The following is a 15,252-nucleotide window of genomic DNA, read 5'->3' as shown; positions in this document are numbered from 1 at the left end:
AAGGGAGGACAGGGCTATGAAGATTAATATTATGGCGGTAGGAAAAATAAAGGAGGACTACATTAATGCTGGAATAAAAGAATTTTTAAAAAGACTAAAGCCCTATACCGAAGTAAATGTAATCGAGGTAGATGATGAAAGAATCCCTCCCAATGCCAGTGGAGCCCAGATAGAAAAAGTCAAAGAAAAAGAAGGGGAGAGGCTATTAAAGAATGTCCCCAAAAACTCCTATGTTATCGTACTGGATGTTAAAGGGAAGCCAATGACTTCAGAGGGACTGGCTAAATCTATTCAAAATCTGCAATTGCAAGGTTACAGTAATATAACTTTTATTATTGGAGGGGCCCTGGGGTTAAGCCAGAAGGTCCTGGATACCGGAGATTATATTTTATCATTTTCCCATATGACTTTTACCCACCAGATGATAAGGCTGATATTGCTGGAGCAGTTATATCGTGCTTTTAAAATAATTAAAGGTGAACCGTATCATAAATAATGCATAAAAATTTAATGAAATAAGGCCTCCCTAGAGGAGGTTTATTTTTAATAGAAAAATATTCATAAAGCTTTAAAAAATCTATTTAGTGAAAGTAATGGTGTTGTTGTAAAGTATAAAAAGTTGCAGGAAATATGTAATTATTGGAGAAAATTATTAATTAAAGGATACAAGAATATAAATGATAGATGAATATGTAAACGTGTAAATTTATATTTAAAATAGGGAGGTGAAAATTGTGGCTCTTACAGAAACTGAAGTTTGTATGCGGTATATTACACCTGCTATTCAGAATGCAGGCTGGGATATAAATAAACAGGTGCTTAGAGAGTATAGCTTTACTGATGGACGGGTGATTGTTCGTGGTAAGCTTGTTAATAGGGCTAAGCCCAAAAGAGCAGACTATATTCTTCAATATAAAAGTAATATACCCCTTGCAATTATTGAAGCTAAAAAAGACACCCTTCCTATAGGTGCAGGAATGCAACAGGCGTTGGAGTATGCTGAAATTTTAGATATTCCCTTTGTTTATTCTAGCAATGGCAAAGGTTTCATTGAGCATGACCGCAATAGTGGTAGAGAAAAAGAAATTGCTCTGGAAGATTTTCCTTCTCCAGAGGAATTGTGGGGTCGTTTTAGTAAGCAGAAAGAATTTACCAGAGAACAGGAGCAGTTGTACTTACAAGATTATTTTTATCAAATAAATTATAAAACCCCTAGATACTACCAGAGGGTGGCCATAAATAGGGCAGTTGAGGCAATTGCCAAAGGGCAAAAACGTATTCTGCTTGTTATGGCTACTGGAACCGGTAAGACCTTTACAGCCTTTCAAATTATCCATAGATTGTGGAAAGCGGGTAAAAAGAAAAGAATCCTCTTTCTTGCAGACCGTAACATTTTAGTTGACCAGACAATAACGGGTGACTTTAGTCCTTTTGGTGACAAGATGATTAAGATTCAAAGAGGAAATGTTTCTCATGCCCATGAGATTTATCTTGCCCTATATCAGTCAATGACGGGTCCTGAAGAATGGCAAAAGACCTTTGAGGAATACAGTCCTGATTTTTTTGATCTTGTTGTAATAGATGAGTGTCATCGAGGAAGTGCCAGGGCAAATAGTGCCTGGAGAGTGGTTTTAGAGTATTTTGATCAGGCAACACATCTTGGATTAACTGCTACTCCAAAAGAGGATGCTGATGTATCAACTCAAGGTTATTTTGGAGAACCAATTTATACATATTCGTTGAAGCAGGGGATTGAGGATGGCTTTTTAGCACCATATAAGGTAGTAAGAATGGGACTAGATAAGGATTTAATGGGATTTAGACCAATTAAAGGTCAGACTGACAAGTATGGGCGAGTTATGGAAGATAGAGAGTATTATGTTAATGATTTTGATAGAGAATTAATTTTAGAAAAAAGACATGAATTAGTTGCAAAAGAAATTACAAGGTATTTAAAAGAGGAGTTGCAAGACAGATTTGCTAAAACTATTGTGTTTTGCCAGGATATTGAACATGCTGAGAATATGAGACAGGCATTAGTGAATGAAAATGCAGATCTTGTAAAGCAAAATTATAAATATGTAATGCGTATTACCGGGGATAATCCAGAGGCTAAAATTCAGCTGGATAATTTTATTGAACCTTCTGAGACTTATCCAGTTATTGCGACTACATCTAAATTAATGACAACTGGCGTTGATGCTCAAACCTGTAAGCTTATTGTTCTTGATATGACGATCAATTCTATGTCTGAGTTTAAACAAATAATAGGGCGGGGGACACGTTTAAGGCCTGATTATGGTAAATATTATTTTACTATTTTAGATTTTAGGGGAGCTACAAGGTTATTTGCTGACCCTGACTTTGATGGATATCCAATACCTGACGATGAAGATGGTGATAACTACCCAGGAAATGATGTTAATGGTGGTAATAGAATACCTGGAAATGATGAAGGTGGGGATGAAGAAGGAAGAGTAAAATACTATGTGGATGATGTCGAGGTTAATTTAATTAATAAAAGGGTTCAGTATCTTGATGCTAATGGTAAACTTGTTTCTGAATCCTATGTAGACTATACAAAGAAAAATATTAGAAAACAATATGCTACACTTGACGATTTTATAAGGAGATGGACTGAAGAAGAAAAAAAACAGGTTATATATGATGAGTTACTGGAACAGGGAATTATACTTGATGAACTTAGAAAAGAGGTAGGCAAAGAGGATATAGATGATTTTGATTTAATTTGTCATATAGTTTTTGATGCCAAGCCTTTAACAAAGTCAGAAAGAATAAATAATGTTAAAAAGCGAAATTATTTCACTAAATATGGAGAGCAAGCAAGAAAAGTCCTTGAGATTCTTCTTGATAAGTATAAAAACAGCAACATTACAGAAATAGAAGATATAAAAATCCTTAAACTTGATGAATTTAAGCAAATAGGTATGCCAGGAAGAATATTTAAACTCTTTGGCGGAAAGAAAAAATATTTAGAAGCGATTAAGGAATTAGAAGCAGAAATATATAAAGGAGAGGTAAGTTGAAATGACTTTAACAAATTTTGTAAAAAATGTTCAAGATATAATGAGAATGGATTCTGGTGTTGATGGGGATGCTCAAAGAATTAGTCAACTCACCTGGATGCTATTTTTAAAAATTTTTGATACAAAAGAACAGGAAGAATGGGCTTTTGAAGATGACTATGATCTTAAAGGCCCTTTTGTACCTGAAAAATATCAATGGGGTAATTGGGCTGGTGTGCGCAAAGCTGATAGAATGAGTTCAGATGAGCTTATAGAGTTTGTGGAAGAGTTATTTAAGGAACTAAAAAATCTCTCTGTTGATGAACATACTGACAGGAGAAAAATATTGGTAAGAGATGTATTCGAAGACTCAAATAACTACATGAAGTCAGGTGTTTTACTATGGCAAGTAATTGATAAGATCAATGAAATTGATTTTGGGGACTATAAAGAAAGACATGCTTTTAATGATATATATGAAACAATACTTAAAGATCTTCAATCGGCAGGAAATGCAGGGGAATATTATACACCCCGGGCAGTTACTGATTTTGTTATTGATAGACTTAATCCACAGATTGGTGAAAAGGTAGCAGATTTTGCCTGTGGTACAGGAGGTTTTTTAATATCAGCTTTAGAGCATATGAAAGCAAGTAAAGAAAATTTAACTACTGAGGAAAGTGAAACTATTAAAAATTCTTTACATGGTATTGAAAAAAAACCGATGCCTCATCTACTATGCTGTACAAATATGATTCTCCATGACATAGATTTCCCGGATATTCTTCATCAAAATTCCTTGGCAACAAATGTTAGAGATTATCCAGAAGAAAAAAAATATGATGTTATTGCAATGAATCCTCCCTTTGGCGGTACTGAAGAAGAAGGTATTAAAATGAATTTTCCTGCAGAGTATAGAACATCTGAAACAGCTGATCTGTTCATGACCCTTATTCTTCACCGGATTAAAAAAGGAGGCCGGGTAGGTATTGTTTTACCTGATGGGTTTTTATTTGGTAATGATAATGCTAAAATAGTTATAAAGAAAAAATTATTAAACGAGTTTAACCTTCATACTATTGTAAGGTTACCTAATGGTGTTTTTGCGCCTTATACAGATATTAATACCAATCTTTTATTTTTTGATTACAATGGGACTGGTACAGAAGAAGTCTGGTATTATGAGCATCAACTACCTGAGGGTTATAAAAAGTATACCAAAACCAAACCAATTCGTATGGAAGAGTTTAAAGCAGAGCAAGAGTGGTGGGATAAAAGGGAAGAGAATGAATTTGCCTGGAAGGTATCAAAAGAAGAAATAATTGAGCGTGATTATAATCTGGATTTTAAAAATCGCAATGTAGAAGAAGAGGATTTAGATCACCCCGAGGTTATTTTAAAAAAATATAATGAAGCTGTTAAAGAGGTAGAAGAAATTCAAGAAAAAATCATTGCTGAACTAAGAAAGTTATTGTAGGTGGTAATATGAAAAAAATTATAGATAATTTTCAGTTAATCTTTGATTCCAGGGAAAAGATTCAGGAATTAAGAAATTTAATTTTAAATTTAGCTGTCAGAGGAAAGCTTGTGCCTCAGAACTCGGATGATGAACCATCATCAGTATTGATTGAAAAAATAAAAAAAGAGAAAGAAAGATTAATTAAAGAAAAGAAAATTAGAAAAAAGAAACCCTTACCACCAATCAAAGAAGAAGAAATTCCTTTTGAATTACCTGAAAGCTGGGAATGGGTGAGGTTAGGGAATATCGGAAGGATAGTTGGAGGTGGAACTCCTAAAACTAAAGTACATGCGTATTGGGAAAATGGTAATATTGCATGGTTAACCCCAGCAGATTTAAACGGGCTTAAATCAAAGTATATTTCTAGGGGACGGAGAAATATTACTAAATTGGGTTTGCAAAATAGTTCAGCAAAACTTTTGCCCAAAGGAAGCGTATTGTTTTCAAGTAGAGCTCCTATAGGGTATGTAGCAATTGCACAAAATGATTTAGCAACAAATCAAGGATTTAAATCATGTGTTCCATATATTATGGATATGAATCAATATATTTATTATTTTTTGATGTATGATGCCAAAAGAATAAATGATAATGCTTCAGGGACTACTTTTAAAGAAGTATCTGGGAAAGAGGTCGCAAATTTTATTTTCCCATTACCACCTCTTAATGAACAGAAACGTATCGTAAACAAATTGGATGAGTTAATGACCTTTTGTGACCAACTTGAAGTATCATTAGAAAAAAAGGCTAACGCAAAACAATTAGTATCAAAGAGTATTTCAAATAGAATTCAAAAGAGTAAGAGTAAAGAAGAATTAGATAAGAATATAACATTTATAATTAGAAACCTTAAAGAAGTATATACAACACCTGAAAATTTAAATGATTTAAAAGATATCATTCTCCAGTTGGCTATTCAGGGTAAGCTTGTGCCTCAGGATCCGGATGATGAACCAGCATCAGTATTAATTGAAAAAATAAATAAAGAAAAAGAAAGATTAATTAAAGAAAAGAAAATTAGAAAAACCAAACCCTTACCACCAATAAAAGAAGCTGAAATTCCCTTTGAATTACCTAAAGGCTGGGAATGGGTGAGGTTGGGAGAAATAATGATAATTAATCAACGAAATAAATTAAATGATAATTTAGAAGTGTCATTTGTTCCAATGAAGCTGATTGAAGATGGTTATTTAAGTAAACACAGTCATAAAAAGAAGTTATGGAAAGAAGTAAAAAAAGGTTATACTCATTTTAAAGAAAATGATTTGGTAGTAGCTAAGATTACTCCTTGCTTTGAAAATAGAAAATCAGCAATCATGAAAAATTTATATTCAGGTTATGGAGCTGGGACAACTGAATTGCATGTTCTTACCAGCTACTTAAAAGAAATAGATATGAAATTTTTCCTCTACATTGTAAAAGCAAAGAATTTTATTAATCAAGGGGTTTCAACTTTTACTGGAACAGCTGGACAGCAAAGAATTAGAAAAGATTTTATAGAAAATTTTGTTATAGGTTTACCTCCGTTAAATGAACAGAAACAAATTGTCAAAAAAATAGACAAATTAATGGCCTTATGTAATTTACTAGAAAACCAAATTAATAAAAATAGAAATAATAGTGAGTTATTAATGAAATCTTTACAAAGGAAATTATTTGAGTGACTATATTATTAAATGCTGGACAATCAGATAATTTTTTTAATAGCTGATGAGTGTTATATATTTTAATTAACCTAATAGGTTAATTAAAATTGACATCTGGAGGTTTTTATAATATAATGATTCTAGAGTTTAAAAGTAAAAAACTATTAAAATTATATACAAAACATAAAAAAGCGCAAAAAAAATTTGGAGTAAAAACCGCAAGGATTTTAGTTAGAAGGCTAAATGAATTGCAGGCCTTTGAAAACCTTGCACAAGTTCCACATAAACCACCATATAGGAGACATAAATTATCTGGTAAGTATAAAGGTTTTTTTGCGGTAGATGTTATAGGTGGATATAGAATAGTCTTCAAACCGATTATAGATTCAGATAGAGATATTGAGGAGATTCCTTTGCATGAAATTAATAAAATTGAAATTTGGGAGGTGACTGATTATCATGACTGAATATTATCCAGATATTGCAATACCTCCAGGTGAAACCTTATTAGAATTGATAGAAACAAATCATATGACACAGGCAGAACTTTCTAAAAGAATTGGTTTTTCAAAAAAGCACATTAATGAAATTATTAAAGGAAAAGCAGCCATTACTGCTGAAACTGCTATTAAACTGGAAAATATTTTTTCTCTTCCGGCCAGTTTCTGGATTAATTTAGAAGCTAATTATAGAGAGACTTTAGCTAGAATAGATGAAAAGCAGAGTGATGAAGAAAAAAAGATTGCCCAAAGTATACCTTATTCTGAAATGGCAGGTTATAACTGGGTTCCTAAAACACGCAAATTGAAAGAGAAGATATCTAATTTAAGAAATTTTTTTCGAGTATCTAATCTTACTTTGATTTTTGAAACTCCAGCTTATAATGCAGCCTTTAGAACTACACAAGCAGATAAGGCTTCATCACTGGCTTTAGCTGCCTGGTTAGAAAAGGGTATAAGCCTTGCTAATAAAATTGATACAGAATCATTTTCGAAGGAAAAATTAAATGAGAATATTCCCAGGTTTCGTAGGATGACTAACAAAGAACCTGCCAGTTTTTATTCTGATTTGATAAGTATTTTAGCTAATTGTGGAGTTGCCTTTGTTTTGGTTCCTCATCATTTAAAAACAAACGAGGAGGAATAAAATGCAATTTTTAGATTTTTTAGTTAATGATATATTAAGTGAGCCAGCTGTTTTAATTGGAGTAATGACATTTATTGGTCTGGTAGCTGCTAAAAAGAACTTCTCTCAAATTATGTCAGGGACTTTTAAAAGTATTATAGGTTTTGTTATCCTGGGGGCAGGGGCAGGGGTTTTAGTTCAAAGTTTAAATAATTTAGGGCCAATCATTACAGAAGCCTTTAATATTCATGGGGTAGTTCCAACTAATGAAGCTGTAGTAGCTGTAGCACAAAAAACATTAGGAAAAGAAACTGCTTTAATTATGGGATTTGGCTTTCTAGCCAATCTGGCTTATGCTCGTTTTACTCCATTGAAGTATATATTTTTGACAGGACATCATACGTTCTTTATGGCGGCTTTATTGGCAGCTGTATTGGGAACTGCAGGCTTAACTGGAGCTCCATTAGTAATTGTAGGGTCAGCAATATTAGGTTTTCTAATGGTTTTGATGCCGGCATTGGCTGACTCGTTTATGAAAGAAATAACTGGCAGTGATGATATTGCTTTAGGACATTTTGGAACTACTGCTTACGTTGTTTCTGGTTTTATAGGCAAGTTAGTAGGGAATCCAGAAGATTCTACAGAAGATATTGAAGTTCCAAAGTCATTGGGCTTTTTAAAACAGTCATTATTGTCGACTGCTATAACAATGACAGTTATCTTTTTAATTATTGTTCTAAAGGCTGGTCCAGAAATTGTTAGTAAATATGCAGGAGACCAGAGCTTATTTATGTTTGCTGTAATGCAAGGGATTACTTTTGCTGCAGGAGTTAGTATTATCATGTCAGGTGTAAGAATGATTTTGGGAGAAATTGTCCCAGCTTTTGAAGGAATCGTTGAAAAAGTAGTTCCAGATGCTAAACCAGCATTAGATTGCCCGGTTACTTTCAATTTTGCTCCTACAGCTGTAACTATTGGTTTCTTATCTAGTTTTTTAGGTGGAATTGTAGGAATGTTTTTGCTAGGGCCATTAGGACTGGCTTTAATTATTCCAGGACTAGTACCTCATTTTTTCTGTGGGGCTACTGCTGGAGTATTTGGTAATGCTACTGGTGGGAAAAAGGGAGCTGTTTTAGGAGCATTTGTTCATGGAATTATGATTACTTTCTTGCCAGCTTTATTACTTCCGGTGTTAGGAAATTTAGGATTTGCTAATATTACTTTTGGAGATGCTGATTTTGGAGTTGTAGGTATTATTATTGGAACGATAGCTAAATTATTTAGTTAATAATTTTTTAAATCTAAAGAGTAAAGAAGGGCATTAATACCCTTCTTTACTCTTTAAAAGTTAATATCATTAACTGATACTGGTATTGCGAGTTTTTCAAAAGTCTGGCAACAAAAATAGTAATAGGATAAGTTGGTATTATTTACAAGGAGGTAATAGGGTTGTTGGAGAGAATAGCTAATATTTAGAGGCTTACAACGTGATTCAATAAAAAAGCATACTGGAGCAGCTTATGATGATTCCTTAGATAGAGAGGAAATTAAAGGAATGAAAATGAAAGAAGAGTTATTTCTTCGATTTTAGAAAAAATTGCTAAGAATATTACAAATAAATTTGTTAAAAATGTTTTAAAATTCTAGCAATTAATTACAAGAGCTTTTCCCTTTAAATAAGTAAGGAGGCAAAAAGTTGAGTTTAAAACCCCGGGTTTGTCAATTATTGAAATATTTAATTGACCAGGAGAAAGCTGTCTCTATTAAACAATTGGCTGATAGATTTAATGTTAGTAGTAGAACGATCAGGTATGATCTAGATGATATTGAATCTAGTATCTCTTCCTATGATGCTAAATTAATAAGAAAAACACGAATTGGGGTTTATTTAGAGGGAAAAGAAGAAGAGTTAAATAAGATACAAGAAGAATTAGCTAATCTTTATGGCCTTGAAAGAATTTTATCTCCTAAAGAGCGTCAGCATCTAATTTTATTTAGACTATTTCAGGCTAATGAACCGATTATTATCAAAGAATTAGAAATAATGTTACGCATCAGTAAGTCAACAATAATTAAAGATTTAGATGAAGTTGAAAACTGGTTATCAAAGCACAATTTAATTCTTATTAGAAAGACCAATTATGGTTTAGAAATAAAAGGTGACGAGATAGATATTAGACATGCCATGATGAATGTTTTAGAAGAAACAGCAAATGAAAAAGAATTAGTTGGATTTTTACGACAAATTCAGAAAAAAGCATTGGAAGAAAGAAATTTAGAGCCGGGGTTTTTTAAAGAATTTGATAAATTAGTATCTGGTATTGATTTGACCAAGATTGAAAGTGTAATTTCTTTTGCCGAAAAGCAATTAGGATTTCAATTTGCTGATGAAGCGTATGCTAGTTTGTTAGTTCATTTAGCTTTAGCAATAAGCAGATTATTAGAAGGAAAAGATATTCAGCTACCCGAGGAACGATTAAAGGTTATTAAAAAAAGTGATGAATATAAGATAGCCAAGAAGATAGGAAAGATCATGGAGCAAATTTTTGACATAAGCATTCCAGATTCGGAGATAGGTTATGTTACCTTACATTTAATGGGGGCTAAATTATGGCAAAAGATAGGTGATGACGATTATAAAAAACTTATCAACCAGGATTTAGACCAGGAGCTGATTATTTTAACTAAAGAAATGGTTAAGGTAGCTGAAGACTATTTAGGGGTTAAGTTAATTGATGATACTCAATTAATAATTGGTCTGGCGTTACATTTAAAACCAACTATTAATCGTATAAAATATGACCTACCATTAAAAAATCCCTTACTGTTAGATGTTAAAAGCAGGTACGGGGAAATATTTAAAGCAGCTAAAAGGGCAGCTAAGATATTACAGAGCAAGTTGCAAAAATCAATTAGTTCAGATGAAATTGGGTATATTACCCTTCATCTTGGAGCTGCTTTAGAGAGGAGTAAATCTAGCAGAAAATTAAGGGTAGTCTTAGTTTGTTCAAGTGGAGTAGGAACAACTAACTTGTTATCTTCTAGATTAAGTAAAGAATTTTCTGAGATCAAAATTTGTAATGTTGTTTCTGTTATTCAATTAGAGAATAATGAAGTTGATTTAAAAAACATTGATTTAATTATTACAACTATCCCGTTAGATATTGATGATATTTTAGTATTACAGGTTAATCCTCTATTAAGCCAGAAGGATAAGAAAAATGTTAAAGCTATTATTCAAAGTAAGCGAGATATTTTTGATTCCACTGAAATTAAAGAGGACTCTGAATCTATAACAGATTATTCCTTTGATATTGAAGAAGTAATTGAGGTTATAGAGCAAGAAGCAATTGTAGGAGATAAAGATAGCCTAAAAAAAGATTTAAGAGATTTTTTTGCTTCTAAAGGAGTTAAAGTTTTAGATAAAATAGATGATACAGCTGACAGGCAAAGTATAGAAGAGAGTGGTAAAGGACTATTAGAATTGTTAACTGAAAATAATATAGCAGTAATTGATAAGGTAGATAATTGGAGAACAGGAGTTAGAGTAGCAGCAAAGCCTTTAGTAGATCAGGGTCATATATTAGAAGAATATGTTGAGCGAACGATAGAAGTCATTGAACAAAAAGGTGCTTACGTAGTAATATCCCCTCATATTAGTTTAATACATGCTAGACCTGAAGATGGAGTTGTAAAAAAGAGTATGGGATTAGGGATTATAAAAGAGGGAGTTAATTTTGGTCATGATTATGATCCTGTTCATTTAATTTTTACATTAGCTCCTATAGATGAAGTTTCCCATCTCTCTGCTTTATCTGAACTTTTGAAATTAATTAATGAATATGGTTTTGTAGAGAAAATGCTGACAGTAGATAACCAACATGATGTTTTAATTAAGATAGAAGAAATGTTAATTAAGTAATAATAATCTTTCACTAGCGTTGCATCGTGTTTTATTTACTAAAATATTTTTATTAATTTTATATAAGAGGTGAGTTTAATGGAAAAAAATTCAGTTGTTAAGCAGAAAGTAGTAGTAGCCAATAAAACAGGTTTACATGCTCGACCGGCTTCTATGTTTGTGGAGATGGCAAAAAAGTATGATGCAGACATCAAGGTAGTTAAAGATTCCCAGGAAATTAATGCTAAAAGTATTATTGGCCTAATGAGTTTAGGAATTGATCAGAATACTGAAATAACTATTCTGGCAAAGGGAGCAGATGCCAGTCAAGCAGTTGATGCTCTGGTTGGTTTAATAGAAGATAAATTTGGAGAAAAGAACTAAGGAGTTGATAAGATGAGTAGAGACCTAACAGGAGTAGCAGCTTCACCGGGAATTTCAATTGGCAAAGTAGTAATTATGAATGATGAAGACTTATCTTATTCAAAAGAAGTAGTTGATAATCCCGAAGAAGAAAAACAGAGATTTCATGATGCTGTTGCAACTTCCAGGGAACAGTTAGAGAAGATAAAAGAAAAAGTTAATAAAGAGATGGGAGCCGATGAGGCAGAAATTTTTGCGGCTCATCTTAATGTAGTAGACGATCCAGAATTGATTTCAGCAGTGGAAGAAAAAATAGATACAGAAAATGTTAATGCTGAAGCAGCAGTAGATGAAGTAGTGAATAGGTTTACTACTATGTTTGCTAATATGGATAATGAATATATGCAGGAGCGGTCTGCAGATGTTAAAGATGTAGGAGATAGAATTTTAAAGAATTTATTAGGACATGATACTGTTTCTTTAATGAATTTAGATGAAGAAGTTATTCTAATGGCTAAAGATTTAGCTCCTTCAGATACAGCTCAATTAGATAAGAATAAAGTATTAGGATTTGTAACTCAGATTGGAGGTCGAACTTCCCATACGGCTATTATGGCACGGTCTTTAGAAATTCCTGCTGTGGTAGGAGTTAATGATTTATTGACTGAAGTTGAGAAAGAAGTAACGGTGATCGTGGATGGTTTAGATGGGAAAGTAATTATTGACCCTACTTCAGAAGTGGTAGAAAAATATAAAGAAAGAAAGAATATGAAGAACATAAGGCAAAACTTGCGGAACTTAAAGAGTTACCAGCTAAGACTAAAGATGGTCATCAGGTGGAAGTTGCCGCAAATATTGGGACTCCTGATGATGTAGTAGGAGCTTTGGATAACGGAGCCGAAGGAATTGGACTTTATCGAAGTGAGTTTTTATACATGGACCGTAACTCCTTACCTACAGAAGAAGAACAATTTAAAGCCTATAAAGAAGTAGCAACTAAGCTAGACGGACCAATAGTAATTAGAACCTTAGATATAGGTGGGGATAAAGAGCTACCTTATTTAGATTTGCCAGGGGAGATGAATCCATTCTTAGGCTATCGGGCTATTCGAATGTGTCTAGATAAAAAGGATATCTTTAAAACTCAATTAAGAGCAATTTTACGGGCCAGTGCTTATGGGGAAGTTAAAATAATGTATCCAATGATCTCCTCAGTAGAAGAATTAAGAGCTGCTAATCAGGTTTTAGAAGAAGTGAAAACTGATTTAAGGGAAGAAGGAGTTAAATTTGATTCTGATTTAGAAGTAGGAATGATGGTTGAGGTTCCAGCAGCGGCTATGACGGCTGATATTTTAGCTAAAGAAGCAGACTTTTTCAGTATTGGAACGAATGATTTAATTCAGTATACAACTGCTACAGATAGAATGAATGAAAATATATCGCACTTATATAAGCCATTTCATCCTGCTTTGCTTAGATTAATCAAGCGAGTAGTAGATGCTGCTCATCAAGAAAGAATTTGGGTTGGAATGTGTGGAGAAATGGCGGGAGATAAGCGGATGGTTCCTTATTTATTAGGAATTGGGCTTGACGAATTTAGTATGAGTGCAGTTTCAATTCCAGAAGTTAAAAATATTATTAGAAATATGACCTTAGAGGAAGCTAAAGAGATGGCAAGAGAGGCTTTAAGTTTATCTACCGCAAAAGAAGTGGAAGAGTATTTGGAACAACAGTTATTAAATCTACCTCAGATGTAGCTTATACGGAGATCCGGGTTATTTCTGGTCCCCAAATTATAGTTTAAACTTGCTAATGTCATTATCTCTTATTTATGAGGCTCCTAAATTGGAGCCTTTTTTTTTAGTGTGTGTTCCCACCGTACTGACACCTGTTTTTTTCTTTATAAGAGGGGATTCTCAAGATGTTTGGGAAACTATTCTAACAATCTCCAGGATTTTTTGCAAAAATATTTTTTAAATTCAAAATGGAAGGGTAATATTAATGAATAGGGAAGTAAAAAAGTATTTAGTTTTTACATTTGGGCTAACCTGGATTTTATGGGGGAGTATTGCTGTTGCCAATCAATATAACTTTCTTCAGTATGGAACACCTTTGATGATGATTTTTTATATTGCTGGAGGATTTATGCCAGCTGTAAGTGCTAGATGGTGGGGTTTGTCTGGGCTGCCTGGCATATACCATTATGGTTTATTAAAGGTACTAATCAGGCTGATATGAACTTTCTCCATTTTGCAATTTTTGTTATGTCATTATCATTTTTGCTGTCAATAGTATATTTAGCAAGGCGAAGTATATTCTTATGTATAATTTTACATGCATTTGCCAATTCATTTCTGATGGTATTCGTACCCATTAACAAAATATTACCATCAGTTATTATTCTTATTTTTTCCATTTTGGTATACATATTATTTCAAACTATAGAAAAAATAAAAACTAATTCAGATTATCCAGTTAAAAATTAAAAAAATCGGTAAAAAAAGCTTAAAAGACCGGCAATAGATAGCGCCGGTCTTTTTTGAACAGTTTATTTTTTTAAACCCAGGTATAGTTTAAAATCAGGTAGATAACATATAGAAGAAATAAAACAATGCCTTCCTTTTTAGTAATCTCTTCATTTCTTCCCCGGGAGAATAACCTGAATGTTACCAGAATAATGACCATAGTTGGTATTTGAAGCCTGTAAAAATTAGCCGGCACATTTAGCCCTCCCGCGGTGACAGAGGCAGCGCTACCAACTACAAACAGTACATTTAAAATATCTGCCCCCACTATGTTGCCGACAGCCAGTTCTCCGTGCCCCTTTCTGACAGCAGTAATGGCAGTCATAAGTTCAGGTAAGCTGGTTCCGAAAGCGACAAGAGTCGCTGCAATAATGCTCTCGGGAATTCCAATACGAATAGCTGTTATCTCTACCGCCGGGATAAGAACCTTTGATGATCCTATAACCAGGAAAATGCCTGCAAACAGTTTAAATATCCTTAAAACCAATGAGTCACTATCTTCACTAATAGTGATTTCAACAGAAACGTCTGATTGGGCAGGGGTTGGCTGGTTAGCGTTACTCCCCCGGGAAATACTGGTAGCCGCAGTCTGGCCTGTATCGGTTTTCTGGGTCCATTTAATAGAGGAATAGATATACAATATCAGCAACACAATGAATACCCACCCTATCCACTGAGGTATATTGGAACCAGATACTAACGGAAGACTAACAAGAGCAAGTAAAATACCAGCCCAGACCTGGATACGTCCCTGACGATTGACAATCATTTTACTAACAGGTAGAGATCCTAAAAGGGCCGCCACACCAATTATAAGGCCGGTATCAGCAATAATTGAACCAACTGCATTTCCCAAAGCCAGATCAGGATTGCCGTTAATGGCAGCCAGAACAGAGACAGCAGCTTCGGGCAGGGTTGTACCCAGGGAGACAATAGTAGCCCCAATAATTACTTTAGGAACACCTAACTGTAGAGAAAGCTTAACTGCTTCATCGACCAGGATATCAGCACCTTTACTGAGAATGTAAAGCATTATAGCAATCGTTATAAGTAGAGCAAGGGTGGGAAATGAAACTAAATAATTATGTATTAATGCTTCCATAAAAACCTCCCTTTCTTCATGGGATACTTTGTCCACCAGTATTGG

The 15,252-nt window shown here is 33.6% G+C and carries 12 protein-coding genes and 1 pseudogene; 12 read left to right on the top strand and 1 reads right to left on the bottom strand.

The window, feature by feature from the left end; translation table 11 throughout:
- Nucleotides 1-16: 16 nt before the first annotated feature.
- The 12 genes and pseudogenes from rlmH to HORE_RS13360 all read left to right on the top strand — a co-directional run bounded on the left by rlmH (nt 17) and on the right by HORE_RS13360 (nt 14,066).
- Nucleotides 17-496: a 23S rRNA (pseudouridine(1915)-N(3))-methyltransferase RlmH gene (rlmH, locus tag HORE_RS10465; protein ID WP_015923738.1), complete on the top strand. Its 480-nt coding sequence runs from the start codon at nt 17-19 to the stop codon at nt 494-496.
- A gap of 265 nt (nt 497-761) precedes the next feature.
- Nucleotides 762-3,047 carry an EcoAI/FtnUII family type I restriction enzme subunit R gene (gene hsdR, locus HORE_RS10460; RefSeq protein WP_050748659.1) on the top strand — a complete coding sequence of 762 codons (2,286 nt, stop codon included), beginning with the start codon at nt 762-764 and terminating at the stop codon, nt 3,045-3,047.
- A gap of 1 nt (nt 3,048) precedes the next feature.
- Nucleotides 3,049-4,503, top strand: coding sequence for a type I restriction-modification system subunit M (locus tag HORE_RS10455; RefSeq protein WP_015923736.1), 1,455 nt, complete (start codon nt 3,049-3,051; stop codon nt 4,501-4,503).
- A gap of 8 nt (nt 4,504-4,511) precedes the next feature.
- Nucleotides 4,512-6,209, top strand: coding sequence for a restriction endonuclease subunit S (locus HORE_RS10450; protein ID WP_015923735.1), 1,698 nt, complete (start codon nt 4,512-4,514; stop codon nt 6,207-6,209).
- Nucleotides 6,210-6,298: 89 nt separating this feature from the next.
- Nucleotides 6,299-6,658 carry a type II toxin-antitoxin system RelE/ParE family toxin gene (locus HORE_RS10445; RefSeq protein WP_167935789.1) on the top strand — a complete coding sequence of 120 codons (360 nt, stop codon included), beginning with the start codon at nt 6,299-6,301 and terminating at the stop codon, nt 6,656-6,658.
- Nucleotides 6,651-7,337 (top strand): HigA family addiction module antitoxin, encoded by a 687-nt coding sequence (locus tag HORE_RS10440; protein WP_015923733.1) that lies wholly within the window; start codon nt 6,651-6,653, stop codon nt 7,335-7,337. Before HORE_RS10445 ends, HORE_RS10440 begins: the two co-directional genes overlap by 8 nt.
- A gap of 1 nt (nt 7,338) precedes the next feature.
- Entirely contained in the window at nt 7,339-8,604 is a 1,266-nt protein-coding gene (gene ulaA / locus HORE_RS10435; protein WP_015923732.1) for a PTS ascorbate transporter subunit IIC, read from the top strand.
- A 408-nt stretch (nt 8,605-9,012) separates the two neighbouring features.
- Complete coding sequence (locus HORE_RS10430; protein WP_015923731.1) at nt 9,013-11,238, top strand: BglG family transcription antiterminator; 2,226 nt, start codon at nt 9,013-9,015, stop codon at nt 11,236-11,238.
- 78 nt (nt 11,239-11,316) lie between these two features.
- Nucleotides 11,317-11,601, top strand: coding sequence for an HPr family phosphocarrier protein (locus HORE_RS10425; protein ID WP_015923730.1), 285 nt, complete (start codon nt 11,317-11,319; stop codon nt 11,599-11,601).
- Nucleotides 11,602-11,613: 12 nt separating this feature from the next.
- Nucleotides 11,614-13,337: pseudogene (gene ptsP / locus HORE_RS10420) on the top strand (phosphoenolpyruvate--protein phosphotransferase).
- A 244-nt stretch (nt 13,338-13,581) separates the two neighbouring features.
- Nucleotides 13,582-13,818, top strand: a complete 237-nt coding sequence (locus HORE_RS13010; protein WP_041606095.1) for a hypothetical protein — start codon at nt 13,582-13,584, stop codon at nt 13,816-13,818.
- Nucleotides 13,746-14,066, top strand: a complete 321-nt coding sequence (locus tag HORE_RS13360; RefSeq protein ID WP_143710063.1) for a CPBP family glutamic-type intramembrane protease — start codon at nt 13,746-13,748, stop codon at nt 14,064-14,066. Before HORE_RS13010 ends, HORE_RS13360 begins: the two co-directional genes overlap by 73 nt.
- A gap of 70 nt (nt 14,067-14,136) precedes the next feature.
- Here the strand turns inward: HORE_RS13360 and HORE_RS10410 are convergent, their stop codons facing one another.
- Nucleotides 14,137-15,207: a calcium/sodium antiporter gene (locus tag HORE_RS10410; protein WP_015923729.1), complete on the bottom strand. Its 1,071-nt coding sequence runs from the start codon at nt 15,205-15,207 to the stop codon at nt 14,137-14,139.
- Between the last annotated feature and the right edge of the window lie 45 nt (nt 15,208-15,252).

This window comes from Halothermothrix orenii H 168, from assembly GCF_000020485.1.
In the GTDB taxonomy this organism is placed as follows: Bacteria; Bacillota; Halanaerobiia; order Halanaerobiales; family Halothermotrichaceae; genus Halothermothrix; species Halothermothrix orenii.
This window is presented reverse-complemented; position numbering and strand designations above follow the sequence as displayed.

Bases quoted from the DNA above. Each gene is read 5' to 3' on its own strand.
- HORE_RS10450 (WP_015923735.1), top strand. From the start codon at position 4,512: ATGAAAAAAATTATAGATAATTTTCAGTTAATCTTTGATTCCAGGGAA.
- HORE_RS13010 (WP_041606095.1), top strand. From the start codon at position 13,582: ATGAATAGGGAAGTAAAAAAGTATTTAGTTTTTACATTTGGGCTAACC.
- ulaA (WP_015923732.1), top strand. From the start codon at position 7,339: ATGCAATTTTTAGATTTTTTAGTTAATGATATATTAAGTGAGCCAGCT.
- HORE_RS10455 (WP_015923736.1), top strand. From the start codon at position 3,049: ATGACTTTAACAAATTTTGTAAAAAATGTTCAAGATATAATGAGAATG.
- hsdR (WP_050748659.1), top strand. From the start codon at position 762: ATGCGGTATATTACACCTGCTATTCAGAATGCAGGCTGGGATATAAAT.
- rlmH (WP_015923738.1), top strand. From the start codon at position 17: ATGAAGATTAATATTATGGCGGTAGGAAAAATAAAGGAGGACTACATT.
- HORE_RS10410 (WP_015923729.1), bottom strand. From the start codon at position 15,207: ATGGAAGCATTAATACATAATTATTTAGTTTCATTTCCCACCCTTGCT.
- HORE_RS10425 (WP_015923730.1), top strand. From the start codon at position 11,317: ATGGAAAAAAATTCAGTTGTTAAGCAGAAAGTAGTAGTAGCCAATAAA.
- HORE_RS13360 (WP_143710063.1), top strand. From the start codon at position 13,746: ATGGTGGGGTTTGTCTGGGCTGCCTGGCATATACCATTATGGTTTATT.
- HORE_RS10440 (WP_015923733.1), top strand. From the start codon at position 6,651: ATGACTGAATATTATCCAGATATTGCAATACCTCCAGGTGAAACCTTA.